Annotated in this window: 16 protein-coding genes; 8 read left to right on the forward strand and 8 right to left on the reverse strand. The window is 59.0% G+C overall.

Translation table 11 applies throughout. The features are described from left to right. Positions 1-38: 38 nt before the first annotated feature. The 3 genes from Q1A59_RS00200 to Q1A59_RS00210 all read right to left on the reverse strand — a co-directional run bounded on the left by Q1A59_RS00200 (position 39) and on the right by Q1A59_RS00210 (position 4,054). Positions 39-1,238, reverse strand: coding sequence for a sugar ABC transporter permease (locus Q1A59_RS00200; protein WP_299643302.1), 1,200 nt, complete (start codon positions 1,236-1,238; stop codon positions 39-41). A 23-nt stretch (positions 1,239-1,261) separates the two neighbouring features. After that, the gene (locus Q1A59_RS00205; protein ID WP_298407672.1) at positions 1,262-2,785 is read right to left on the reverse strand and encodes an ATP-binding cassette domain-containing protein; all 1,524 of its coding nucleotides are present in this window, start codon (positions 2,783-2,785) and stop codon (positions 1,262-1,264) included. Between the two features lie 126 nt (positions 2,786-2,911). Next, positions 2,912-4,054, reverse strand: coding sequence for a sugar ABC transporter substrate-binding protein (locus Q1A59_RS00210; protein ID WP_299643306.1), 1,143 nt, complete (start codon positions 4,052-4,054; stop codon positions 2,912-2,914). A 293-nt stretch (positions 4,055-4,347) separates the two neighbouring features. Between Q1A59_RS00210 and Q1A59_RS00215 the strand changes: the two genes are divergently transcribed. Then, a complete protein-coding gene (locus Q1A59_RS00215) occupies positions 4,348-7,104 on the forward strand; it encodes a LuxR C-terminal-related transcriptional regulator (protein WP_298407695.1) in 2,757 nt (918 codons plus the stop codon). Positions 7,105-7,212: 108 nt separating this feature from the next. Here the strand turns inward: Q1A59_RS00215 and Q1A59_RS00220 are convergent, their stop codons facing one another. Next, positions 7,213-8,265 (reverse strand): homoserine dehydrogenase, encoded by a 1,053-nt coding sequence (locus Q1A59_RS00220; RefSeq protein WP_298407706.1) that lies wholly within the window; start codon positions 8,263-8,265, stop codon positions 7,213-7,215. 208 nt (positions 8,266-8,473) lie between these two features. Between Q1A59_RS00220 and Q1A59_RS00225 the strand changes: the two genes are divergently transcribed. From Q1A59_RS00225 to Q1A59_RS00240, 4 genes are all read left to right on the forward strand, one after another. Beyond that, the gene (locus Q1A59_RS00225; RefSeq protein ID WP_298407717.1) at positions 8,474-9,172 is read left to right on the forward strand and encodes a hypothetical protein; all 699 of its coding nucleotides are present in this window, start codon (positions 8,474-8,476) and stop codon (positions 9,170-9,172) included. 301 nt (positions 9,173-9,473) lie between these two features. Next, positions 9,474-11,489, forward strand: coding sequence for a DUF6541 family protein (locus tag Q1A59_RS00230; RefSeq protein ID WP_298490212.1), 2,016 nt, complete (start codon positions 9,474-9,476; stop codon positions 11,487-11,489). Continuing rightward, the gene (locus tag Q1A59_RS00235) at positions 11,474-12,649 is read left to right on the forward strand and encodes a glycosyltransferase (RefSeq protein ID WP_298407746.1); all 1,176 of its coding nucleotides are present in this window, start codon (positions 11,474-11,476) and stop codon (positions 12,647-12,649) included. Before Q1A59_RS00230 ends, Q1A59_RS00235 begins: the two co-directional genes overlap by 16 nt. Continuing rightward, positions 12,649-13,842: a glycosyltransferase gene (locus tag Q1A59_RS00240; RefSeq protein ID WP_298407756.1), complete on the forward strand. Its 1,194-nt coding sequence runs from the start codon at positions 12,649-12,651 to the stop codon at positions 13,840-13,842. The genes Q1A59_RS00235 and Q1A59_RS00240 overlap by 1 nt, the downstream gene beginning before the upstream one ends. 115 nt (positions 13,843-13,957) lie before the next feature. Here the strand turns inward: Q1A59_RS00240 and Q1A59_RS00245 are convergent, their stop codons facing one another. Beyond that, positions 13,958-15,433 carry a LuxR C-terminal-related transcriptional regulator gene (locus Q1A59_RS00245; protein ID WP_298482618.1) on the reverse strand — a complete coding sequence of 492 codons (1,476 nt, stop codon included), beginning with the start codon at positions 15,431-15,433 and terminating at the stop codon, positions 13,958-13,960. Between the two features lie 176 nt (positions 15,434-15,609). Here Q1A59_RS00245 and Q1A59_RS00250 point away from each other — a divergent pair, with 176 nt between their 5' ends. Then, positions 15,610-17,895, forward strand: coding sequence for a hypothetical protein (locus Q1A59_RS00250; RefSeq protein ID WP_298407765.1), 2,286 nt, complete (start codon positions 15,610-15,612; stop codon positions 17,893-17,895). Further along, the gene (locus Q1A59_RS00255; protein ID WP_298407767.1) at positions 17,892-18,791 is read left to right on the forward strand and encodes a hypothetical protein; all 900 of its coding nucleotides are present in this window, start codon (positions 17,892-17,894) and stop codon (positions 18,789-18,791) included. The genes Q1A59_RS00250 and Q1A59_RS00255 overlap by 4 nt, the downstream gene beginning before the upstream one ends. A 46-nt stretch (positions 18,792-18,837) precedes the next feature. On the opposite strand, the gene Q1A59_RS00260 is transcribed toward Q1A59_RS00255, so the two are convergent. The 3 genes from Q1A59_RS00260 to Q1A59_RS00270 are packed head-to-tail and all read right to left on the reverse strand — an operon-like array spanning position 18,838 to position 22,444. Next, positions 18,838-20,913 carry a hypothetical protein gene (locus Q1A59_RS00260; protein ID WP_298407769.1) on the reverse strand — a complete coding sequence of 692 codons (2,076 nt, stop codon included), beginning with the start codon at positions 20,911-20,913 and terminating at the stop codon, positions 18,838-18,840. Beyond that, positions 20,910-21,227, reverse strand: a complete 318-nt coding sequence (locus Q1A59_RS00265) for a hypothetical protein (protein ID WP_298407772.1) — start codon at positions 21,225-21,227, stop codon at positions 20,910-20,912. The genes Q1A59_RS00260 and Q1A59_RS00265 overlap by 4 nt, the downstream gene beginning before the upstream one ends. A gap of 56 nt (positions 21,228-21,283) precedes the next feature. Beyond that, on the reverse strand, positions 21,284-22,444 hold the full coding sequence (locus Q1A59_RS00270) for an aminotransferase class I/II-fold pyridoxal phosphate-dependent enzyme (RefSeq protein ID WP_298407775.1): 1,161 nt from the start codon (positions 22,442-22,444) through the stop codon (positions 21,284-21,286). Between the two features lie 60 nt (positions 22,445-22,504). Between Q1A59_RS00270 and Q1A59_RS00275 the strand changes: the two genes are divergently transcribed. Then, positions 22,505-24,925 carry a hypothetical protein gene (locus tag Q1A59_RS00275; RefSeq protein ID WP_298482620.1) on the forward strand — a complete coding sequence of 807 codons (2,421 nt, stop codon included), beginning with the start codon at positions 22,505-22,507 and terminating at the stop codon, positions 24,923-24,925. Positions 24,926-25,016: the final 91 nt, after the last annotated feature.

A 25,016-nucleotide genomic window follows, 5' to 3' on the forward strand; every position in this document is an offset into this window, starting at 1 on the left:
GCCGTGCGGCTCTACGATGGCATGTTTACCGCAGTCTATTATCCCGCACGACCACGGCGGCGGGTGGTCACGTCGAACACCACGGCGGCGACCAATACCAAACCGCGCACGATGTACTGGTAGGCAATATCAATGCCCATCAGGTTCATACCGCTGGTCAGCGACACATACACCAGCGCGCCGATGATCGATCCGATCACATTGCCGACGCCGCCAGCGGCGGACACACCGCCAATGTACGCCGCAGCAATCGCGTCAAGCTCAAACAGGGTGCCGGCGGTGGTGGTGGCCGAGCGTAACCGCGAAGCAAACAAGATGCCCGACAAGGCCGAAAGTACTCCCATCGACGCGAAAACGATATAGGTCATGCGCTTGACGCTGATACCGCTCAGCTCAGCCGCTTCGGGGTTGCCGCCGACTGCATAAATATGCCGGCCCAGCACAGTTTGGGTGGTAATGAAGTGGTAAATCGCCACCACTACCAACACGATCACCATCGTCCACGAGAGGCCGTTATAGCCGGCCATAATCCACGCCAGCAAGCCGATCAAGGCCGAGATAAAGACCAGCTTGAGCACAAACATATCGGTGGGCAAGACCTCGAAATTGTAGGCCAGCTTCTTGTTGCGGCTGCGGATTTCGCTGATGACAAAGGCAACGATGGCGAGCACGCCGAGGAAGAGGGTGAGGGTATGGTAGCCGGGCACAATGCTCAACGGCACATCAGGAATAAAGCCATTGCCAATCGCGTTGAAGGTCTCATCTTCGATAATAATCGTACCGGTGCCGGCGGTGACCAGTTGCAATGCGCCGCGATAGATGAGCCAGCCGGCCAGTGAAGCGACAAACGAGGGAATCTTCAACTCGGCGACCGGAAACGCCGTCAATAGACCGGCCAACCCGCCGAGAACCAGCACCATTGGCACCACCACAATCGTTGGCAGATCCCAGAAGCGGAGGGCGATCGCGGCGACTGCGCCAAGGAAACCGGCTAAAAAACCGACCGAGAGATCAATATGGCGAATGACAATGACCAATGTCATCCCAACCCCCAGCACCGCAATGTAGCCAGTCTGGTTGATCAGATTGCTGAGGTTCCGCGACGAGATAAAAATGCCGTTGGTTGTGATCGAAAAGATGATCATAATGACAAAAAGGGCGATGAACATGCCGTATTGGCGGATATTCTGCCCCAACGCCCGTTGCAAGTTCGCGACAAATGCTGCTCGAGTCGTCATTGTCTCCTCCGCCGCGTTGTACTCTAATAGTCAACCGCCAGCTCCATAATCTTTTCTTGGGTGGCTGCCGCAACCGGCAGTTCACCTTTCATTCTCCCGCCAGAGACGACGTAGATTCGGTCACTCATACCCAACACTTCGGGTAGTTCCGACGAAATCATAATGATGCTCATCCCCTCTTCGACCAGCCGGTTCATCAACTGATAGATCTCGTATTTTGCGCCAACATCGATCCCGCGGGTCGGCTCATCAAGGATAAGTACATCGGGCCGCACAAACAGCCATTTGCCGAGGCACACCTTCTGCTGGTTGCCGCCGCTGAGATTGACGACCTGTTGTTCGATGGTGGGTGTTTTGATATTGAGCGATTTGCGATAGCCTTCGGCGACCTGAATCTCGGCATTGCGATCGATGACGCCATTTTTCGCTAACGCTTGCAGGTTGGCAAGAGTAATATTTTGGCGCACATCTTGGATCAAGACCAGCCCTTTGGCTTTGCGATCTTCGGAAACGTAGGCCAAACCGGCGGCGATCGCTTCGCGAGGATGGCGGAACACGCGCTTGCGGCCCTTCAGCCACAACTCACCGCTAAGCCGATAGCCGGGTGCATTACCAAACAGACTGAGCGCCAGCTCGGTGCGACCGGCACCCATCAGGCCGGCCAATCCGACAATTTCACCCTTACGCACTTGGAGATTGACATCGCGTAGCAAGTAGCGGCCCAACTCAGGCGCATAGACCGTCCAGTTCCGCAATTCCAGCATCACCTCATCACTGATCTGATGGTTGCGGGGGGGATAGATATTGGTAATCTCGCGCCCGACCATATTGCGGATGAGCGCTTGCTCGCTCACCTCGCCGCTGTGCCCATCGAGGGTGCAAACTGTCTTGCCGTCGCGAAGGACGGTCACGGTATCAGCGACCGCCAACACCTCTTTCAGCTTGTGTGAAATCAGAATGCAGGTTACGCCATGATCGCGCAATTCACGTAACAGATTCAGTAAATTCTCGCTGTCGTTCTCGTTGAGGGCGGCGGTCGGTTCGTCGAGAATCAGAAGCTTGACTTCACGGCTAAGCGCCTTAGCAATTTCGACCAGTTGCTGCTTGCCGACGCCGAGATCGCGGATTTTAGCGGCGGGATTGACATCTAAGCGCACTTTGCGCAACATCTCATTGGCGCGGCGGATGGTCTCGTTCCAATCGATCACACCGTTGCGACTAATTTCGTGACCAAGAAAGATATTTTCGTAGACGGTCAATTCGGGCACAAGGGCCAATTCTTGATAGATAATGCCGATGCCGACTCGTTCGCTATCGGCGATGCCAAAAAAGCGTTGGGGCTGGCCATCGATCAAGATTTCGCCGCTGTAGGAGCCATACGGATACACACCGCTCAGCACCTTCATCAAGGTTGATTTACCAGCGCCATTTTCACCGACCAGACAGTGGATTTCGCCGCGCTTGACGCTAAAGGTGACGTTATCGAGCGCGCGCACACCGGGGAATTCCTTGGTGATCTGGCGCATTTCGAGGATAGGGGGTTCCATACACGCACCGCCTCATCATATGGATATGCCGTGAGGTGAGGAGAGGGGTTATCCTCTTGCGAATAGGCGTCATCGTTGGCTCAGATCGGGATGCGGCCATCCCGATCTGAGCGGAACAATTGCGGTTTACGGCAGATTGGTGAAGTCGCTGGCGCTATAGTAGCCGGAGTCGATCAGAGCAGCGCGCACGTTGTCGCGGGTGACGGTCACGACCGGCGACTGGATGGCAGGCACGTCGATCTTACCGTTATTGTAGGAACCGCGTGACGTAGGTTGCTTGTTCTCAAGCAGAGCGACCGCGGCGCTAATCGCATCCTTCACCAGCGTGCGCACATCTTTGAAGACGGTCATCGACTGGCGGCCATCGATGATGTACTGCACCGACGCCTTTTCGGCATCTTGGCCGGTCACGAAGTACTGGGTCACATCCTTATCGGCGGCGAAGGCATCGGCGATCGCGCGGGCGGTGCCATCGTTGGGGGCGAGAATGTAGACCTTGCCCTTATCGGCGGCGCTAGCGGCGGTCAGGTTCGCCTCGGCAAGATTCTTGGCGGTGTTGAAATCCCAGTTGGTGGTGATCTGACCGAGGATCTTGGCCATCTCGTCGCGGGTAAGGTCAAGCTTGTTCTGCAACGCGACGGCCTCGCTCGAATTCTTAATCACGAAGGTGCCAGCGACGATCTTGGGTTGGAGCACCTTCCACGCGCCTTCAAAGAAGAGGAAAGCGTTGTTGTCCGAGGCAGCGCCAGCATAGAGGTAGAGTGGATTGCCGCTGCCGCTGGCATTATCAACCAGATATTGGGCCTGCTGCGCACCCACGGCGATACTGTCGAAAGTGACATAATAGTCAACGGCGTCGGTCTCGCGGATGAGGCGGTCGTAGGAGATGACCTTGACGCCGGCGGCGCGGGCAGCGGCGGCAGCCGCAGCGGCGGCGGTGCCATCGTGGGGGCAGATGATCAGCACTTTAATGCCCTTGGCGAGCAGCGCCTCGACATTCTCTTTTTCTTTGGCCGACGAACCTTGGCTAAAGAGGATTTCAACCTGATAGCCGGCCTGCTGCAACGCCTCGCGGAAGCGGGTCTCATCTTGGATCCAGCGGGGTTCATCTTTAGTGGGAAGGACGATTCCGACCGCGAGTTGCTGGCTGCTGCCGGTGCTGCCACCGGTGCTGCCACCGGTGCTGCCGCCAGTGTTGCCACAGGCGCTCAACAGGAAGGTAAACGCCGTCAACAACGACAATACGAACCACAAGGTCTTCTTCGACATCACAGTCCTCCTTGAACACGGCAAAGCTACACCATTGCGAACCAAGTCATTGCAGGGAACTTTCGCTGCCGGGTACACCTCCTTGTGTGCATGGCAACAACAATACTGATGGCGCTATTGAACCATGCCGGTGCGAGCTTGCCCATCCCCGCAACCCTGAAAGCGACTAGGGAGTTACTCCTACTCGAGAATTAGGGGATTTCCCCTACCACACCCCGTACTGCAATCGCCTGTGGTAGACTACATCACACAGCGACCAAGCAACCAACCACATCACCACTCGGAGATCGCGCATGATGCCACTGATGCGCACCAAATTACAGCCGCCTGAAGTGCGACCGTCGCTCCTTGCCCGGCCACGGGTCTATGAACAGCTCCGCCATGCCTTACACAGCCGACTGGTCTTGATCAATGCGCCTGCCGGGTATGGCAAAACGTCACTTTTAGTTGAATGGATCGAAGAAGGGCGCAAGGAGTGGTCGCACATTGGCTGGTTAAGCCTCGATGCGACCGACAATGACATCCGGCGATTGTTTGCCTATCTTCTCGAGGCATTAACGAACATTCCGTTTGAACGTCGCGAGCGGTTGCGGGCCGTGATCAGCGCAGAAGTTGATCTTGACGCCGAACAATGGTTTGCCGAATTATTGAACGATCTGGCGGAAGTAGCTGGCCCAACGGTCATCATTTTTGATGATTATCATCTGATCAATGATGGGCAGATTCATCAAGCAATAACCTTCTTGGTCGATCATCTACCACCTCGGTGCCGGTTGATTATCGCCACCCGCAGCGATCCGCCGTTGCCGCTTGCGCGGTGGCGAGCGCGTGGGCATTTAGCCGAGTTGCGCAGTTTTGATCTGGCCTTTAATCCAGAAGAGGCGGCCACCTTTTTGTTAGAAGTAATGGAATTGCCATTGAGCCGTGATCAGATCGTGACTTTGCTCGAGAGCACGGAAGGATGGCCGGCTGGTTTGCATCTCGCCGCGCTAGCATTACGGAGTCGACCGAATCAGAGCGAGGTGGTTGATGAATTGATTGCCAGCAACCGGTATGTAGCCGACTATTTGATCGAGGATGTGTTTAACCAATTGCCGGCGCACCTACAACAATTTCTCTTGCAGACCTCGATCCTTGACCGGTTGTGCGGGCCGCTCTGCGATGCCGTGATTGGCGTTCACGAACAGAGTGCGCCAAGCCAAAACAACCAGTCGTACAGCCAGTTGGTGTTGGCCGAAATCGAGCGCAACAACCTGTTTCTCTTCCCGCTGGATGCCGAGCGGGTGTGGTACCGGTACCATCACCTGTTTGCAGATGTCTTGCGGGATCGGCTCGAGGCGGGCAGCAGCGCCGAGCACATCGCCATACTCCACCGGCGGGCAGGGGCATGGTACGCGGCCCATGGCATGCTGACGCAAGCTGTCAATCACGCTTTGCGCGCGCAGGCGATCGATGATGTGGTGGCGATGCTGGAGCCGATTGGGTTGGCGTTTATTTCGCAAGTAGGGGAAGCGACCCTCCGGCGTTGGCTGCCGGAAATCCCGGAAGCAGCGTTTGAGAGCCATCCACGTTTAGCGTTATTGCGCGCTTGGCTGGCGGCGGCTGATTATCAAGTTGAAGACGCGGCCCACTGGATTGCGGTCGCTGAGCGAGCGTTGGCGGGGGTAGCGAGCGGTGCGACGACGCCGATTGGGTTGATTGCCAATCTGCGCGGCGAATTGAGCGCGGTGCGGGTGCGGTTGGCATTGTTGCAAGGGAATACCGAGCAGGTCATCCACGAAGGAAAGCAGGCCTTAGCATGGTTGCAGGCTGACAATCAGGCATTGCGCATGCGGGTGGCGAAAGATTTGGGCTATGCCTACCTTGCCCAACGTGATCTAGTGCGAGCCGAGCAAGCCTTCAGCGAGGCGAGCATCAACGGGTTTAACGCCGGTTTGCCTTACATTTCAGCGATGGCGACGGTTGATTACGCCTATACACTGGCATTACGCGGTTCGATTGGGGCAGCGATTAGCATCTGCCGCGATACGATCAACCAGATGTTACGGCGCAATCGCAGTCGCACACAACCCGGCATCGGCTTGCCGTTTTTGGCGTTGGCCGATCTGCATGGGTTACGGTACGAATTTGCCGGCGCGTTACCGGCCTTGGCTGAAGCCGAGAGCGCGATTAAATCGGGCCAAACCACGAGTTATTTCAACCTCTTGATAATGATGGCACGCATTATGCGTGCGCGCGGCGATGCCGACGGCGCGCTGCGGGTGATCCGGCAGGCACGCTTTTTAGCTCGCCAGCGCAACGTTGATTGGGTGCTAGCAGTGCTTAATGGGCTGGAAGCGCAGATTCTGACGGCGCAAGGTGAATTCGACGCTGCCGAGCAACTGCTCGACGATCGTTTACGCAAGCCGGTGGAGTTTCGCTATATGCCGGTGGCGGCATTCTATGCCCGCGAGCATATCACCCGGGCAGGCTATGAATGGCGGCTGACCAGTGCGCGCGCAATCGGGAATGGGGAAGCTTTGCGGGCATTGGCGGCTGAGTTGGCCCAGCCGCACAGCGGCGAGATCTGGCAGGCGTTGGCGCCGCTTGATGCAGCTTTGTTGCGTGGAATGGCATTGGCGGCTGTCGGTGATGACGGCAGCGAGGCGCTGTTGACCGCACTTGATCTTGCGACGAGCGAGCGGATCGTAGCGCCGTTTCTTCAAGCCGGTGCGCCGTTACGACTCATGCTGTCGCAATTGGCGGCGCGCCAACAGCTATCGCCCTATGGCGAATATCTGCTCTCGTTGTTTGATGACGATGAGGTAGCGCCGGCAATACCGGCAAGTGCGCTGGCGTCTTCTGCAGCGTTGCCTGACCCCCTCAGCCAGCGTGAGATAGAGGTGTTACGTTTAATGGCGGAAGGGCGGAGTAACCACGAGATCGCTGCGACTTTGGTGATCGCGGTGAGTACGGTCAAATCGCACATTAACAGTATTTTCAGCAAGTTGGGCGTCGCCTCACGCACGCAAGCAGTGGCGCGCGCGAGGCGACTAAGGTTGATCCCGTGAGAGCGCATCTAAAGCACACGCTCAACGGCGGTGAAACATCCTGCTGGCTAAAGAAGAAAAAAACCGTTCGAACCGTAAGCATCCGTGGCGAGCTGGGTCCTTTGGCTTTTAGCGGCGTACAATCTCGATCAGATCGCGCAGCATGGCTTGGCACGTCCCTAAGGGGCCATCTTCGAGGCTGCTGATCGTCGAGCGCCCGGCGCTATCGCTAGAGATCACGAAACCCATTTCGCCGTGGGCTAGCCGGGCCAGCGGGTGTTCGGGGCCAAGGACAGCGGGAGCTACCGATAAATCGTAACGTCCATCAGGCTGGCGCTCGGCGCGGGCAACCAGCGAGATACGACCGCCAGCCTGCCATGCTGCGGCTAATTCGGCAGCCGTAACGTCACGAATCCCGCGTACCGTCACATCGGCCAGCGTCGTGGGCTGGCCGAGCACTGCGTTGGCGAAGATCACCAGCTTGTTGGCGGCGTCCCAGCCATCGACATCGAGCGAAGGATCAGGCTCAACGATCCCCTGTCGTTGCGCTTCGGCCAGCGCAGTGGCGAAATCGGCGCCGGCGGCCATCTGTTCGAGAATGACCTGCGTGGTGCCGTTAACGACGAGCTCAGCGCGTTCGATCTGGGCACCGGCCAAATCGCGCCGGCCAAAGTTGATAGTCGGCAAAGCGCCTCCTACCGCGCCAGAGAAACGCAAGGCTGGGCGGGGGCTGCGGGGCGAGAGATCGTCGGCCCAATCGCTTAGCGCAGCTAACTCGGCAAACGCCAGCACCAACGGCCCTTTGCTAGCCAACACGGCTGACTTGCCGCGGCGCAAAGCCGCTCGCACAATATCGAGGCCGGGCTGGCCATCGCGGAGGTTGGTCGGGGTAGCTTCCAGCAACAGATCATACGCAGCGGTTTCGGCCAGCGTGATCACATCGAGATCAGGGCGAAACGACGGCAAGGCCGCCACACCCAACTTGCGCCGTTTGACATCAATAATCGCCGGGAGATCGAGACCGCCGGGATCAAGCGCCACGCCGCTCGAGTCGGCGACGCCAACAATGCGGAGATGAAAGCCATACCGGCGCGGCAGCCGGTCAGGATCGGCAACCAACATTTCGAGGAATGTGCGACCAATATTCCCGATACCGGTGAGAATAGCGTCAACCATATCCATAATCACTCCTATGCAACAGTGATACGAGCAGGTATAATGATAAAACTATCTTCGAGAAATTCGTGTCGCGTGCGTTTATTGCTATGAGGACTGGGTTGCGGTGGACGAGTGCAAAGGATCGTCATCGCGCGGGGGAATTCTTTCGGGGTCTAAAACAATGAAGACGTGTCCGATTCCGTGCGCTTTTGTAGCGTTGCACAGCAACGATATGGCGAGCATTCGTAAGCATTTGCTTGAGGGGAATCAATGCCGCGACGCTTGGGTTGCACTAAGCAAATTAGTGCAGGATGCTCGTCAACGAAAGGATTGCCTTGAGCGGGCAGCCATATTGGCGCCTGATGACGAAGAGTTGCAGATTGCGTATCTCGAAGCACGATTAGCGGTTCAGCCGGATGATGTTTTTGCTCAGCAGCGGTTGAATGAAATTCGCACAATGCGCTTGTTGTCTGACGTCAAGACGCCTTATTTTCATGAACAACCTAAACCGCGCTTATTAGGCGATATCTTGGTCTCGATTGGCGCAATTACAGAAGCTGAACTTCAAGCGATGCTCGCTGAACAGCGGCGGGAGAGTCTGCTGAAATCGGATCGGCGGCTAGGCCAGTTGCTGCTCAAGCGAGGCCTGATTACGCCGGCGAAGTTAGCCAAGGCATTGATCATTCAGCAGCAAGAGCGAAGCCGGGCGCGCTCGGCGCCGCAGGTGTTGGGCGAGTATCTGGTGGAGCGGGGCTATATTACCGCTACTCAATTAGAAGATGTGCTAGCCGAGCAGATTCGGCTCGATCAGCAAGGCAAACGGCTCAGCATTGGCGATTTGTTGGTGCGAATGCGTTTGATGTCGAAGGAAAAGGTCGATCAGGCGGCGCGAGAGTACGAAAACATTTTCTGGTCGAAGTTTAACTCGTAAGGGATGGTGTTGGGCCTGTGGCAGCAATGCTGCCGCAGGCTTTTTTTGTTAAGCCGGTCGCTCGGCAGTTGTCCAACAAGCGATTGAGTAGGCGTCTCTAGCCTAATATTGCCGCCGCAAAGCGAAACATCTGCCGCCCAGATTGCAGTGGAGGTAGGAATCGTTTTGCCTTTCCCTTTCGTTCTTGTCATAGGGAAAGGCTGCGCGCAAGACGGCAGCACGGTTGCTAGCGGCGACAAACATGCTACAATAAACCGGCCTATGCGCCATTAAACGCGACATGAAACAGATTGAGACGATAATGGTTGCAGATCAGCGCGCGCTTCCCCGTTCAGTAATCTGGTTAGCTGTGATCTGGCTGGCGGCGATCATCAGCATGGCTGTGCCGGGATTGCTCTGGTGGGCGCCGTGGTCGTTGCTAACCTCGCTGCTGGCGGTGCTCAGCGGTGCGCTCCTCTTTACTCTTCCCGGTCTCGCTGTCTTGCGTTGGTTGCATCCCGGCCCGTTGCTCTGGTTTGAGCGGTTAGCGTATGCGGCTAGCCTGAGTGGTGCTATCATTCCATTCCTGTTATTGGTGAGCGAGCCGATTGGCTGGCGCTGGAACAGCCTTGCAGCGTGGTTGGTGATGATTGTCTTCGTGGCGCTAGCCCTCTGGCCAGTACCACGGATACATCGGCCAGATCGCGGCCAACGTTGCCTTATTGGATGGATGGTAGCTTGGCTAAGCGTGGCCGCATTAGCGGTACGCCTCTTCGCTGTGCGGGATGTGCCGGTAGGGTTGTTTGGCGATTCTTACCATCATACCATCATTACCCAATTGTTGATCGATCATGGCGGCCTGTTTCAATCGTGGCAGCCATACGCACCGGCAGTGACCTTTACCTACCACTACGGATTTCATGCAATAGCGGCATGGTGGCACTGGCTGGCCGGCATTCCTCCGACGCAGGCAGTGGTATTGGTTGGGCAAGTGATGAGCGGCTTAGCAGCGCCGCTGCTTTATTTATTGACGGCACGATTGACCAACTCTCGCTTGACCGGCTTGTGGGCGGCGGTCGTTGTTGGGTTTCTCAGTCTCTATCCGGCCTACTACGTGAATTGGGGCCGATATACCCAACTGGCTGGGCAGACCGTCTTGCCGGCGGTAGCCGTAGCGTGGATGGAATTGATCGATGGCGCATTGTCGCCGCAGCGTTCGTGGCGATCTTTGGCGGCGCCGTTGGCATTGGCCAGCATTGCAAGCGCCGGATTAGCGTTTAGCCACTATCGGGTGGCGATCTTAGCAATCTGTTTTGTGGTGACGTATACGCTCGTGGCGCTGGGCCGATCAGGGCTAGTGGGCTGGCGGACGTTAAGGCGGTTAGGCGGCGCTGGCATATTGGGTGCATTAGGGGCGGCGTTACTGGCATGGCCGTGGTTGTGGCGGGTGCAACAGGGCCAGATCACGCGCATGGCGGCACAGATTGTCACTACTGATGTTGAGACGCGCAATCCTATTGCTTTAGAAATTATCGGTGCGGCGTTCCAATATGGCCTCTTCCCGCTGGCAGCAATTGGTCTCATCAGCCTGCTGTGGCGGCGACAGAGCGGGGGGCTGGTACTGGCATTATGGGCCGGGCTGGTGTGGTTAGCAGCGAATCCGCAATTGCTCGGCTTAACCGGGCAAGGCTTGATTACTACCTTTGCCGTCTTGATCGGCGCCTATCTGGTCGTTGCGCCGGCAGCCGGTGCCGGGCTGCTGGCATTGATCCGGTTGGGGGTAATGATAACCAAACAGGCGCAACGGCGGCTGAGCGCGACGATGATCACCATTCAGATCGTAGCCGGCTTGGTGTTGGTTGGCTGGGGTGCGCCGATGCAAGCGGCAATGGTTGACTACGATTATCAACTGGCCACACCAGCCGATCTCAAGGCAGCCGCATGGATTCGCGAGCACCTCCCGCCAGATGCGGCAATTTTCGTGAACGGATTTCCCGCCTACGGCGGGTATGTGTATGCCGGCAGCGATGGCGGCTGGTGGCTCACATTTCTGACCGGACGTCGTACCAACCTCTTGCCGATGGCAGTGGGCTTTGAGGCGACTGATCCGCCAAATACGCTGCGCCTGATCGCCGAACAACATCAGGCAGTCCAGCGCTACCCTATCGGCAGCGCCCAAGCTGTGGCTGCGTTGCGCGCGTTAGGCTTTCACTATCTCTACAATGGCCCGGCGGCCAATCCATCTGGTGAATATCTCGACCCGGTACAGATCGATGCAGCGCCGTTTTACGAGTTAATCTACCGGCAAGACGGTGTGAGTATTTGGAGAATCCGCTAGTGCGTCTGGCAGTTGTTGGCCCAACCTATCCGTTTCGCGGCGGAATCGCGCATTATACGACACTGCTGGTGCGTTATTTGCGCGCCGCTGGTCATACCACGTTTTTCTATTCCTTCACCCGCCAGTACCCGGCTTTGCTCTTTCCCGGTCGTAGCGATCGTGATCCGAGCCGTGCGCCGTTGCGGGTGGATTGCGAATACCTGCTCGATCCGATAAATCCACTAACATGGTGGCGTTTGGTGCGACGGGTGCGGGCCGATCGGCCTGATCTGCTGCTCTTACAATGGTGGGTGCCGTATTGGACGCCGAGCCTGACGGTGATTTCGAGCTTGCTCAAGCGCCCGCCGGCGACCAAGATCGCGATGATTTGCCATAACGTGTTGCCACACGACGGCGGCGGCGTGATCGACCGGCGATTGGCGTGGGCAGTGTTGCGGCGCGCCGATGCCTTAATTGTGCATAGCGAACTTGATCGGTATCGTGCGCGGGCATTGATGCCATACGCAAAGATTGTCAAAGCGTTTTTGCCGACGTATGAACCGATCTTGCATGAAGCCGCCGCAGCGGCAAGAGCGTTACGTACAGAATGGCAAGTGCCTGAGCATCGCCGGCTGTTGCTCTTTTTTGGCTTTGTGCGGCCATACAAGGGTCTAGAGTATCTGATACAGGCGATGGCGCATGTGCGAGCGCAGATCGATGCGCATCTGTTGGTGGTGGGGGAAATTTGGGGGTCGTTAGCCTATTATCAACGGTATGCGGCTGAATTTGGGGTGGCTGATGCGATCACGTTTGTGAATCGTTATGTGCCGAACGAAGAACTGTTGCCCATCTTTACGGCAGCCGATGTGGTTGTGCTCCCTTACATTTCGGCTACGCAGAGCGCAGTAGTGCAATTGGCTTTTGGGTTTGGCAAGCCGGTGATTACGACGAATGTTGGTGGATTGCCCGAAGTGGTGCATGATGGGGTCAACGGCCTGATTGTGCCGCCGCAAGACGCCACCTCGTTAGCGCGCGCCATTGTGCGCTACTTCCAAGAGGATCTCGCTCCAATCCTGACCGCGAATGTGCAAGCTGCCACCGTCGAGCGGGCCGAATCGTGGCCGCAGTTGGTAGCGATTATTACCGAACTAGCGCGCGAATTGCAAGGAGTGACCAAGTAGTGCGGGTTGTCTTTCTCTTGCCGATGGGGATTGACCGGCCATCGGGCCGGCGCTATCTGAACATCGCCCGTGGTCTTGTCAGGCGTGGCGTGCGGGTGCGGTTGCTGGCGCTCCATCCCGATCTCGCCACGTGCGCTCAGCGTCGCTTCGTTGTTGATGGGGTTGAAGTCTGGTATGTCGGCCAGATGCATGCCCGTAAGGTTGGCAACGTGCCGGTACGGTTTAGCCCGTGGCAATTGCTGCTGGTGGTTGTGCAGGCAACGCTCGGTATGATCTGGGGGGTATTGTGTTCGCCGGCTGATTGGTATCATCTTGGAAAGCCGCAGCCGATCAATGGCATGGCCGCGTTGATTGGGGTGGGCCTGCTGCGCCGGCAGCCCTTTCTGGTCGATTGCGATGATGATGAAGTGACCGCCAACCGGTTGACTGCGGGGTGGCAACGGGCGGTGTTTGCCTTCTGGCAATGGTTGCTGCCGCGCTTAGCGGTTGGTTTGACGGTGAATACCCGTTACTTAGCCGAGCGGATGGCGTGCGCTGGGCAACCGTGCGTGATTGTGCCGAATGGGGTTGACAGCCGTCAATTTACGGCGCCGCCAGTGGCGATCCGCGCGGCGTTGGCGGCGGCGTTAGGAGTATCTGGCCGGCCAGTAATCGCCTATGCTGGCACGCTAGCGCTGCATAACCATCCGGTTGATTTGCTGTTCGCGGCGTTTGGGCAGGTCGCTGAGCAGCATCCGGGTGCTGTCCTGTTGCTGATCGGCGGCGGCGAAGATTTGCCATTGCTCCAAGCGTATACGAGCCGGCAACCGTGGCGTGATCGGGTCATCTTTACCGGTCATGTCCCGTATCCGATGGTGCGCGCGTTGTTGTCGCTTGCCGATGTGAGTGTTGATCCTGTGCGCAATGACTCGGTCGCGCTGGCCCGTTCACCGCTGAAGATTATCGAGAGTCTAGCAGTAGGCGTACCGGTCATTACCGGCGATGTGGGTGATCGAGCCGAGATGCTCAATTTTGGCGCAGCGGGGATGGTCGTATTACCGGGTAACGTCAAGGCGCTTGCGAACGCGATTGGGGAACTGCTGAACGACCCGGCACGCCGCGCTGTGATGGCGGCAGCGGCGATCGCACATGCTCGACGGTATGACTGGGATCGGCTGGCTGAGCGGTGGATGGCGATTTATGATGCAGTGTAGATCGTAGCACAACCCTGTGGGGGCCGGTTTGGTAAACGTTGTGTACAGCATAGCGTGCGGCAGTCAAACTGCCGCACTCCATATAACACGAAGTAGGGCCGCTTGCTAGCTGCCCCTACTGGCCGGGAATAAAAATGACGTACAACGCGCGATATTCGCTCAATATCCCTTGGGCTTGAAGATTACCGACAAAATAGATGCTGGCATCGAGCAACACGGCATCAGGAAAGACTTGAGCCTCAGGAGGCAGCGGTGTGCGACTCCACGCATCGGCGGCAATATCGTAGGTCAGCCCTTCGCGTCGCTCACCATCAAATACGAGTAGGGTGCTTGATAGCGCAATAGTAGCGGGACGGGCGATCGGTTGTGGTAATGGCGTGATTGCAATCCAGCGCCGGCTGGGATCGGTGCTTGGTTCAAGCCGCGCACTCTCACGCAGTGGGCCGTTGATGCCTTCGCCACCGATAACATACAGGCGACCGCCGGCAATGGCAGAGCCGGCATTGCGACGTGGTTGGGGCAAGGCTGGTCCCGTCTCCCACCGATCAAGGACGGGGTCATAGATAAACACTTCATTACGGATCGATGCGCCATCCCAACCGCCAATCAGGTATAACTGGCCTTCCCATGCTGCTAGCGTATAGCGGCTGCGTGGTGCCGGCAAGGCTGCGCCGGTATACCAGCGTTGTTCGCGCGGGTCATAGATTTCGAGCCGGTCGATCACGGCACCGGTGCTATCTTCGCCACCGGGGACGAAGATCAAGCCTCGCAACGTGATAGCGCGCGCATGGCTCACAGCGGTTGGTTTATCGGTCAACGTCACCCAGCGGTTTGTCTCGGGATCGTAACGATCGACAGTAGCGACAATGCTGCCGTCGCGTTGCCCACCAATCACATACAGCCGGCGTTCAAGGTCATAGCCGGTGAGGGCGAAATCATCACGCGGATCGCTGAGCGGTTGGCGGGTAAACCAGCGTTGTTCAGGGTTGAGAAGCGACGCGGCGGTGGGATTGACGGTTGGCGATGTGTTGCTCGTGGGGCGCGCATTCGCTACGAAGAGCGTAATGATTATCACCAACACAGCAGCTAGGCCGATCAGCCAAGGTCCGAAACGGGTAATAGGGCGGAACGAAGCAGTTTGTGCCGTTACCGTTTCTGGGGCGTCTTGCCCGGCGATCGGAGGGTTGGGTGCTGGCATCTCAGGTGGCAAGGGTGTAGGCGGTGTCGATTCTGTGAGTACCGGCGGCGCAATGTCCGATGACGCTACGGTTGGCTTGCTCGTAGGAACTGGTACCTGATCGTGATTCGCTGGTTGGAGTGTGACAACTGGCGTCGGTTCGAGCGACGATGCCGCTTCATCAGTAGATGCCAGTCCTGCTTCCCCAACTGTCACGACTCCGACGCGGATCGCATATACTGTGGCCTCGGTACGCGACTCGACGCCAATCTTGGCGAAGATATTGCGTAGATGAACCTTGACCGTGTTGACGCTAATATTCAATGCGATAGCGATCTGCTGGTTGGTAGCACCGGTCGCGACCAGTCGCAGAATTTCGCGTTCGCGTTCGCTGAGTGGGCTTTCGTTTGTCATAATGGCATGAGTGATAAGTTTGCTGCTTTGCGTTGATCATAACACATGCATCAGCGCCACCGTGCGAGCGGGAAGGTAAGACGTTGATTGCGCATCGGCGGTTTGGACGCTATGACGGCCTGCAAGCCTTCTCGTATAATGAGGCAATATCATTTTTGCGTTTCAGACATGCCACTATGATTGTACGCCGGTTGCGCCTTACAGTCCTGCTCAGCCTGATATCGGTCTGCTTATTGGTCGTCCAGATCGCGTCATTTCGCGTAGCGATGGCGCAACCGCCAGTTTCGCTCGAACTAGGCGCCCCCTTTGCTGGGCAATATGTGGTAGGCCAGTGGCTCCCGTTGCAGGTGACACTGCGCAATCAAGGGCTGGCGGCAGCGACAGTGACGGTGACGGCGACGCCAGCCGACAGTGCGATCCAATATGTGCGGACGTTGCGGTTAGCTGGGCAAACGCAACAATCGCTGTGGCTGTACGTCTTTCTGGCCCAGCCGGTGCGTGCCGTGTTTGTTACACTCGCCATCGATGGCGTCATTGTGGATCGGCAAGAGGTGGCACTGCTGCTGCGACCGGTAGAACGGATGCGAGCAGTCTTAGGTCTGTCACCGGTAACAAGCGACCTGTTCGCTGCCGGTAGTTTACAGGTGACCAATCTGCCTGACCATTACCTCGGCCTGAGCAATCTGAGCGTGTTAGCTATGTTTGATCTGGATGCGCCATTGCTGGCTGCGCAACAAACCGCACTGTTAGCGTGGGTCTACAATGGCGGCCATCTGATTATCGGCGGCGGGCCAGCCGCAATTGCCCTGCAAGCAGCGTTGCCGCCAGCGTTGCACGCCGCGACGATCACTGGCGTCGCAGTTATCGATCGCGCACCATTAGTTGCTCTTGGCAAATCATTGTTGAATACGCCGTTGCTGGGCGTGCATCTGGCGCCGGTAACCGGAGCACAGTACCGAGGCGATCCAGAGGCGCCTGCGTGGGTGGAATATGCAGTTGGTCGCGGACGGGTGACTCAACTCGCGTTTGCGCCGGAAGCGCTGGCCGATTGGGCCGGTCGTGAGCAATTCTGGACGGCGCTGGCGCAGCCGGTGTTGTTGGTGTCAACGCCAGTCGGCGCTAGTGCGCAAATCACGCCTTGGCAGCTACAAACGCTTACGCCGATGCTCGGTGCGCTGCCGCAGATCGCTATCCCGGCTTTTGCCGAAGGGTTGACGGCGCTCACGTGGTATGCGGTCGTGATAGTGTTGCTGGCGCTAGGGTTTTGGCGCTGGCGGCGCATGGTGCCGGTGGTGAGCTTGCTGGTTGTTGCGCTCATCAGCACCATTGTAGGGTTGTGGTGGGCCAACGCGAACATGGCCCCAGCGTATAGCGCTTTGCAGATGACCTTAATCGAGGTGATCGATGGTGAACGAGCGCAAGCCCAGACGATCAGCGTGATGCTGTCGGCGATGCCGCGGACGGAAACAATGTTGTTTACGAGTCCGGTGATTGCTCGCCCATTCATAATTGCTGGCAGCGATGGTTCGCCGGCGGACGGGAGTGAGAGCTTTGCGCAGATGACGACACAGCTAGAGCGGCAGTTAGCGCCTTGGCGAACGCAGGCTTTATGGACAACGGCAATCATTCCAGCCCCGGCAGTGCGGGCGACGTTGGTGGTTGATCAAGGGCGGTTGCGGGTTGATGTGCAGAATGATAGCCAGTATACTCTGCGCGATGTCTTCGTCGCGTATGGAGATCAGTTGTTGTTCTTTGGCACGCTGCGTCCCGGCGCGCGCTCGGTCGCGCGTTGGCCGGCGTTGTTGGCCCCCGCTGTTGCTGGTTTGTCACTCGGTCAATTGGTGATCAAGGATTTGCAGGATAATGGCTTGCTGCTTGATGGCAACATGGAAAAGGAGACGCAAATCCGGGCCGCCTTGGTCGATGCGGCGGTAGCAGCGTTGCCTACGCGCTTTGATCCGGGGCCGTTTATGCTGGCATGGCTGGATCGTGATCCAACTGTGCTGGTACAACCCCCTATAGGGGCGGTTGAAACCCTCTTTATGATGCGACCGCCGATTCGGGGGCAAGGTGAACTTTCTCTACCCGTGGGATGGTTGCGCCTTGATCCTGCCGGCTCTGAAGCGACCCCATGCCTCAATGGCCAAGGCGTGCAGTTGAGCGGCGAGACAGCCGAGATCCACCTACGCTTGCCGCCTGATCTGTCATTGCTACGGGCTAGCGCCATACAGGTACGACTCAGTCCCACCGACGCAACGAGCAATGTGAACCTCGCTCTGCGCGCTTACAATTGGGTAACCGGCGCGTGGGACACTCTCGTCTTCAATCCCCTTTCAACAACGACCATTACTGATGCTGAACCGTATCTTCGTTCCGGTGAGGTGCGGCTCCGGCTCAGCGGCGGGCTTGATCGGCTTGGTTGCGTCGTTGCGACGGGTGGTGTGCAGGGAGTGTTGCCATGAGAGCGGCGTTACGCGAAGAGTGGCAGCGGCTCATTCGGCGGCGCCGCATTATGCTGCTCTTCATCAGCACCGTACTGGTGATGTTGCTAACCGCGCAGGGAACGGGGCAACTGGCAGGAATGGCAACTCTGGCTGACTTGCCGCTCTTGAATGCGCAGATTGACCGGCTCTTTGCCACGAGTCTCTGTTTGGCGTTGCAGGGATGGGTGATGCTGCTTTCACCTCTATTGGCAGTGAGTGCTTATACGGTTGGGTTGCAGACAAAGCTGAACCCGATAGTCTTGTTGGCGCGCTTACTGGTGGTGTGGGCTGTGATGATCCTTGCGATCGGTCTCACTTTGCCTTTCTTTAGTTTGCTGCCGCTCTTTGGCAGTCTGAGCTTGCCGGAGATCGGGTGGGCGTTTGCCGTGATTGTCGTGACGGCGTTGCTCAGTGGAGCGTATGGTGTGTGTTGGGTGACGGTGATGCGCAATCCGCCGGCTGCGTTGTTCTTTGCATATAGCGTGTTGGCGCTGTGGTTGGTTGTCGGGGTGTTGATCGCAGGTAGGGATACGCAACCCACGCTGCCGGTTGTCGTTGCCGTTGCGTTCAATCCGTTCGCGGCGTTGCTGGCGCCGTTGGCGCCGGCTTTCCCCCCTGATGGGCCGATTGCCGCCGATTTACAGAATTTGCTCCGGTTTACTCACGGGGTGGTTGATCGGGCAACGCCGCTCTACCGGCTCTATATAGCCGGGAGCGGGTTGCTCATCTTGGTGTTACTTGGGATCGCGAGCTTTGCCGTTCACCCACAGCCGCGTCGTTGGCAGCGGTTTGATACGCTCTTCAGCATCGTGTGCGTGGTCTATCTGACAGCATTCTTCGCTTGGCGCGATTGGTGGAGCGTGGCGTTGCCGTAGGAACGTAATAGGAAACTTCAGCAGACAAAGCGCGCGCTCCGCCCTATCACCTCCGATCAGATGCAACCCGATAGATCACCACTCCCCCTTCGGCAAACGCTACCTCGTAGCCGGGCCGGTGCGTAAAGAGTTCAGGCCGCAGCGGCCCGTTCGGTGAGGTGTAGATGTAGTCGATCTGCTCGGCGGCAATCAAGCGATCGAGATCGATCTCTTTCCCGTTCCCGACGTCGATGATCTGCTGGCTGCGTTGGCGTGTGGCCTGTACCGACGTCACATCACCATACACAAACAGCGCCGGCGGCGTGCTGGTCCACCTCCCGGTGAGTGGCATGATCCACCAGCCGCCGTCGTTGCCGCGGGCGACTCCCGGCAGCCACGGCGCGGCGTTGATCAAGAAGCGAGCCGTAGGCGGAGTGTGATCGGCCACCCACGCGATCGCCCTCCGGTCAGCAGCCGTCGCCAAAACTGTCACCGGGTTGACAATCGCACGTTGCTGGTATGCCCCCCAGAGCGTGAAGCCGAGCAATGCCGCCACGCCAGTGATCTGCCAAAAACGGCGCTGGGCCGGCCAGATCAATACAACCCCGCCGCCTATGAGGCTGCTGAGGGGGAGAAAGAGACTGATCACGGCGATGTCCACCGGTAATAGCCAGAGGAAAGGCAAGCGCACCGTTGCCGGGTTTATCGCTAGCAAGAGCAAGCCAACGCCGCTCCACAGCCACTTGCGCTGCGTGAGGCTGTAGAGGAGGACGGCAAGACCTGCCGGCGGCGCCAGATAGCTGATCAGCCACGGATTGGTCAGCACTGCCAACCCACCCACCCAGAGCATCAGCACCGCTGCGGCGGCTTGCCGGCGGGCCACGCCGAGGGCACCGCCGATCAAAGCTAGCGCCACTAACCATTCGTTTGGGCCGATCCACATCAGGTCGTAGCTGAGCTGGGCATACGAACCGCCGGTGGTGAGGCTTTGAGTGCCAGTCACTGCCGGCACGAGCACCCGGCGTAGCAGCAGCCACCACCATGGCGCAGCTAAGGCGACTGCAACTATTCCGGCCAAAAATGCTTGCGCTGCGCGTGTGACGATGGTGCGCCGCGATTGGCGCAAGCTCCATACGACGCTCTGGGCCGCGAGCAATGCGCTGCCAAAGACAAAGATGCGCATGTGAACGAGGCTAAGACCGGCGGCGATCAGTGCCGCCAGCGCCAGCCAGCCGGCGCGTTCGCGGCGGTGTGTCCTAGCAAGCCACTGATGCCACGCAATGGCCAACGCCACAAGCAGCAACAGGCCGGTCAGTTGAGTGTACCGGCCCCACGACACGTAATAAGCCGGCATCCACGAGATGCAGCCAACAACGGCGGCAGCCACGACCGCTGCGCTAGGCCGTCGCCACCAGAGCAGCGCCAGCGCTGCGGCGGCCACGTTCTGCCACCAGTTGAGCAATTGCCCGCTCCAGAGCATCACGTCAGGCAATGCACCGCTGCTCAGGCACCAAGCCGCCGCGATCACCACGTGGTAGCCCCAGTGGTAAGGCATTTCGATTACCGGCAGATAGGGGGTAAGCGTCCACGGTGCGCGCCCGGTTTCAGCCGCGACCCGTACCATCAGCGCGTGATGCACCGAATCGACCCATGCCGGCAGGGCGAGATCGGCGATCTGTTCGGCGCGTAGCCACGCGCCGATTGCCAGCACAACCGCCAGCAGCCACGTCGCGGCGGATGGCCGTCCCTGCACGCCGGCAAGGTCGCACCACGCTGCCCCAATTGCCGCCAGTGTCAACAGGATGGCGCTAGTAGTGAGGGCGAAGACCGGCAATGACCCGCCCACCGCCGTGACCCACAGGTACACAATCGGCACGATGCTCAGGCTGATACCCGTCCAAAGCGCGACCCGCAACAGCCACGGCGGGCGCGGGCCGGGCAAGCTGCGTTCGAGCAGGTACCCCGGCGCGATCAGCCACAAGCCGGTCGCTAACAGCACCCGTCCGGCAGGGAGCAAAGCCACTATCACTGCCAGCAGCAATCCACTCAGCAACCAGCGCCGGCCACCGCTGAGCGTGGCGAGCGATTGCTGATCGGCGGGATCAGATAGCGTTGGCGCTGAGCGAACGTCGTCTTCGTTCACCGCACCAGCCAGAAGATCAGCCCGATGACCACGATCGCAATCACCAGCAACAGCGCCAGTAGCTTGGCCTGTTCGACCGAGCGGCGACGGGCTAGCAACGGGCGCGCTTCTGGAGCGTAGGGTACATCGGGCAACTCGCTGAGCAAGATAGCTCCTAGCGCCATTGGGTTGGTGAACAGGGTCTTGACAAAGGTCGTCACCAACTCGCGGGCGGTGATCAGCGGCGGCGCCCAGTAGGCCTCTTCCGGCGTGAGTGGCCGTCCGGTGAGCGAGCAACGGAGTTCGGTGGCGGTCTCGTTGTTGCGCGATGGCATAATGTACCTCGCTGTGGGTTTCACTCCGCCAGTAGGGACGTAGCGCCGCTATGTCCCTACCTAATCCGGCGGACAAATCGCTCGATCCGTTCTAATGCCTCTTCGATCTTGTTCATCGCGGTGGCGTAACACGCACGCACGTAGCCGGCGCCACTTGGGCCGAAGGCGTCACCCGGCACGACGGCTACCTGTTCGCTGTGCAGCAACTGCTCGCAAAAGGCTTCACTGCTGAGACCGAGATGGCTGATCTGCGGGAAGGCGTAGAAAGCGCCTTGCGGCTCGAAGGTGGGTAGGCCGATGCTGTTGAGACCAGACACGATCACCTTGCGACGGCGGTCGTACTCGCGCACCATCTCCTGCACTGCCTCTTCACCGTGCAAGATGGCTTCAAGACCGGCGTACTGGCTCATCGTTGGAGCCGACATAATCGCGTACTGGTGGAATTTGCGCACGGCGGCAGTGATTTCGGCGGGGGCGGCCAGCCAACCTAGGCGCCAACCGGTCATCGCGTAAGCCTTCGAGAAGCCGCCAAGGAGTACAGTGCGTTCGCGCATGCCGGGCAGCGCCGCGAAGCAAGTGTGCTCGACGCCGTAGACCAGCCGGTCGTAGATCTCGTCTGAGATGACGATCAGGTCGTGGCGTTCAGCCACTGCCGCCACTTCCAACAACCGTTCGCGGCTGAGTACGGCGCCAGTCGGGTTGTTGGGATAGCCAATCAAGATCGCTTTGGTGCGCGGCGTGACCGCTGCCTCTAGCGCCGCACCGGTCACTTGAAAGTCGTCGGCGACGCTGGTCGGCACGTAGACGACGCGCGCATCGGCGAAGGTGACACACGCTGGGTAAGCGACAAAGCACGGTTCTGGCATCAACACTTCGTCGCCGGAATCGAGCAGGGCCAGCGCTGCGCCAAGCATCGCTTCGCTGACACCAACGGTGATCAGCAGCTCGGTTTCGGGGTCGTACTGCACGCCGTAACGGCGGTTGAGGTGCTCGGCGAGCGCGATGCGCAGTTCGAGCAGGCCAGAGTTAGAGGTGTAGGCGGTGGTGCGGTCGATTGAGGCTTGGCCTGCGGCGCGAATGTGCTCCGGCGTGATAAAATCAGGCTCGCCGACACCGAGTGAGATAACGTCGGGCATGGTGGCGGCGATGTCGAAGAAGCGGCGAATGCCCGATGGTGGAACGGCGCGAATGCGCCGCGCAATGCGCTGGCTGATCATAGAGGCTCTCCTTCGTGGTATCGTGGCTGAGCGCCATTGCTCAGCGAGTTCTATCTTACCATGAGACGTTCTGTATTTCGTTGGTTGCATTGGGTGACGATCGGCGCGCTGGCTGGTTTGCTGGCGCTCTACCTTTGGTATGCTGCTGAGCACGTTCGGTTGTTGCTCGCGTTCCCTTTCCCGCTCGATTACGGCGAAGGTCCGTTGTTGGCGCAGGTGAGCCGCTTGGCCGGCGGTGAACCGATCTGGCATTTGTATGCCGATCCAGCGCAGGAACCATTTTTGATTGTCAATTATCCGCCGCTGTACGTGTTGCTCAGTGCCGGTATGTCATCGCTCACCGGCGTGCCGTTGACGGCGGGGAGGCTGGTGGCGTTGTTTGGCGCGCTGGCAAGTATGGCAGCGTTGGCGGCGCTGATCGGGCGGCGCGGAGCATGGTTGGCGTTGCTCTGGCTTGCCATTCCGGTCGTGCGCGAGTGGATGCCGCTGATGCGGGTTGATCTGGTTGGGGTAGCGCTGGGGTTATGGGCGGTGTGGGTGGCTGGCCACCAGCGGCTGCCGCCGATCTGGCGCGGCGCACTGGCCGGTGTCTTGGCGGTTGGCTGTCTCTTGACTAAGCCATCGCTGATCGCGGGGCCGCTGGCTGCCGGCGTCTACCTGCTCGCCGGATGGATCTGGCTCCATTCCCACCCCGAATCGCATGCCCGCCACGCCTTGCAGTCTTTTCTCATTACTGGAGCTCTGGTTGGCGGCGGGATCGTGGCCGGCTTGGTATGGGCGACGGCGGGACGGTTTTTGTTGCACGTAGTGGCGGCTAACGCCAATCGCTGGGAGTTGGCGCTGGCGACTGATTTTTGGCGGCAGCAAGTGGCCTTACGCTGGCCGTTGCTGCTCACGGCCTTGATCGGCGTGGCGGTGGCGTGGCACACTGGGCAACGCGCAACCCTGATCCCGGCTCTCGCCTATCTGCTAGCCGGCACGCTCGGCGCGATCGGTGTGGGCAAGGTCGGCGCGTATGCCAACTATTTTTTTGAATGGTACGCCGGGTTGATTTGGTTGACTGGGATAGGATGGCGTGCGCTGGCCGGTGATCCCCGACTGCGCCGGACTGGCGAGGCGGCGTTGGTCGGGTTGGGTGTGCTGCTGATCGCAAGCCTGCTCTACTACCCGCCACTGTGGGATGCCAACCGGTTACGCCCGGCTGGATTGATTGAATCAAGCCCGCCGCGCTTTGTGCTAGGGCAGTATGGGGTATGGGCTGATGCGCAGCGTGAAGCAGCAGTGCTAGCAGCGTTGACCCGTACCGATGCCGCGTTGGCCGATGAAGCTCGGGCTGCTGGCAATATCATCTTCACCGATTTGCCCGGTCTTGCCAGCGGTGCCGGTGTTACCGCCCGCATGCCGGTGTTCGAGTTTCGCCAGTTGCTCGATCAAGGCTTGGCCGACCAGACTGCCATTCTGTACGAGCTGGCCAACGGTGAGTTGCCGCTGCTCTTGCTCGATTACCTTGGTAACTGGCTGACCCCAGAGATGATTGCGATCATTCGCCACCGCTACGCTCAAGACGGATCACTCGGCGTGATCGACCGCTACCGTCCAGTTGCCACCGGGCCGGCCCAGCCGCCATTGCAACCGGTGGTGGCAGGCGGGGTGCAACTGGCCAGCGTGCAACTAGCCCCGCCGCTCGGCGCAGCCTACGAACCCGGCCAACTAGTGACGCTCAGCTTGCAGTGGCAGCGGATTGCGCCACATCCAGCCGACGGGTTGATCGTCGTGGTGCGAGTGCTCGTTGCCGGCGACCGCGTTGCCGCGCACAGCGAGTTGCCCTTGCTCTACGGGGCACTGCCGCCGGCGCGTTGGCCAACCACCGCTGCCATCGAGCACATGCAGCCGATCGCGTTGCCGCTCGAACTGCTGCCCGGCGCCTATCAACTTGCGGTCGGGTTGCGCGATCAAGCAGGAAATGACCTAATTGCGCCGCAGCCAGTGGCTACGCTGGCCGTTGAAGCGCAAGGCGGCGCCTTCTTCACCGAAACCGGCTACTTCGTGCCGGCACGCTTTATGCAGGCATGGGCCGAACTCGGCGCAGTCGAACGGGCCGGCTGGCCGCTCACGCCGGCGGTGCCGTTTGGGTGGGGATGGTTGCAATGCTTCGAGCGGGTATGTCTCGAATGGCGCGATGGCATGGTGCAACAGCGTGCCTTGGGCAGAGAACTCTACCTCGCCGAAACGATACGACATGCGCAGTGTAGTGATGGGACGCCGGCTGATCGCCTCTGCCCCGGCTACGCCGTGCCGGAAGAGCTGCTGGCCAACCTTGGCCAACCGCTCAGCGGCGATATGCAACGGAACGGCTGGATTGTGCAATGGACGGAGTACGCCCGGCTGGAGCGCAGTGCCGATGGCGTGACCTTTGGCCTTGGTCGACTCGGCGACGAGACATTGCGCTTGCCGCCGGGGGTGCGTTATCGTTGGCCGTGAAGGGTGAACACTTATTGTCATTGATTCAGAGGTGCTCTGATGCAACAAACAACCACGGCACGCATGTGCCGTGGTTGTTGCCATCGTTTCG

The sequence above is a fragment of the uncultured Chloroflexus sp. genome, from assembly GCF_937951745.1.
In the GTDB taxonomy this organism is placed as follows: domain Bacteria; phylum Chloroflexota; class Chloroflexia; order Chloroflexales; family Chloroflexaceae; genus Chloroflexus.